This window comes from Roseisolibacter sp. H3M3-2, assembly GCF_029211165.1.
Taxonomy (GTDB): Bacteria; Gemmatimonadota; Gemmatimonadetes; order Gemmatimonadales; family Gemmatimonadaceae; genus Roseisolibacter.
In genome coordinates this window covers 1-1,320 of record NZ_JARGEK010000648.1, presented here as the reverse complement: position 1 = coordinate 1,320, position 1,320 = coordinate 1, and the positions used below count along the sequence as shown (strand labels likewise).

1 protein-coding gene and 1 pseudogene are annotated in these 1,320 nt (G+C 80.0%); both read right to left on the bottom strand.

Annotated features, from left to right (window positions below; all coding sequences use genetic code 11):
* Positions 1-257 (bottom strand): UvrD-helicase domain-containing protein (locus tag PYV61_RS25420; RefSeq protein ID WP_345785290.1); only part of this gene is annotated, 257 nt, incomplete at its 3' end.
* Positions 258-358: 101 nt separating this feature from the next.
* Positions 359-1,320 (bottom strand): annotated as a pseudogene (locus PYV61_RS25415) (hypothetical protein); the annotation flags it as partial.

The following is a 1,320-nucleotide window of genomic DNA, read 5'->3' as shown; positions in this document are numbered from 1 at the left end:
ATCGCCGCCCGCGCCGCCGCGTCGTGTCGCGCGACCGGGTCGTCGGCCGGCGCCGCGCCGGCGACCCGCGCGCCGACCAGCAGCCCGTGGGCGTCGCGCAGGCGGCGCCGGATGCGATCGCGCAGCTCCGCCGTCGCCGCCTCGGTGAAGGTGACGACGAGCAGCTCCTCGATCCGCAGCCCCTCCTCGGCGACGAGGCGCAGCACGATGGACGCGATGCCGTACGTCTTCCCGGTGCCGGCGCTCGCCTCGAGCATCGTCACGCCGGCCGGCAGCGGCTCCGGCGACGTCGCGTCGAACGCGGCCACGGGGGTCGGCGGCGCGTACACGGGCGCGGCGCTCCCCAGCGACTCGGCGCTCACGCCTCCGCCTCCGCGGCGCGCCCGCCCGCGCAGGCGAGCAGCGGCGCCCACACCTCGCGCGCCAGCCGCGCGAAGGCGACGCCGTCGCCGAACGGGTCGTCGCCGAACAGCCGCCGTGCGTGCGGGTCGGGCTGCCGCGCCCACAGCTTCCACGCCGCCTCGAGCCCCGCGGCGTGCGCGTCCTCGTCGGTGCGCTTCGGGGTGAACGCGCCCGCGTACTCGCGCGCCTGCTCGGGGAGGAGCGGCAGCGGCTCGCGCAGCGCGCGCGCGTAGAGCGCCAGCAGCGCCTCCAGCCGTGCCGCCGCGTCGGGTACCGGGGGGAAGACGTGCGCCGAGTCGCCGAGCTTCCGCTCGGGGAGCCCGACGACGCGGCTCGTCGGCTGGCCGGCGCCCGGCCCGTCGGCGAGGTGCAGCGCGAGGTGGCGCACCCACGCCGAGAGCAGGTGGCGCGCGCGCACCTTCCCGGCGTGCACGTCGAACAGCCCGCCGTCGAACAGCGGCCCCACGCGCCCCACCAGCCGCCACGCGCCCACGGCGCGGTCGACGGTCGCGCCCGCGGTGCGCGCCGCCGTGGCGCGGTCGCGCGCGAGGTGCCGCACCGTGCGCGCCTCGGCCAGCGCGTCGCGGATCGCCAGCTCGGCGAGCGGGCCGTGCGGCAGCCGCCCCGCGGCGCGCTGCAGCGGCAGCGAGGGCTCGGCGTCGGCGCCGTCGAGCAGCCGCGCCAGCACGTCGGCGCGCAGCGACCACTGGCCCAGCGCGTCCAGCTCCAGCGGGTCGTCGACGTCGAGCGCGTCGGGGACGCCGATCCGCACGCGCAGCCGCTCGGTCACGAAGGTGCGCTCGGGCGCGGCGAGGAACGCGGCCAGCGCGTCGACCGACACCACCTCGAGCGGCGCGGCGGGGAGCGGGCGCGAGAGGAACGGGGGCGCCGCGCGGCCCTCGGCGCGCAGCGCGCGGT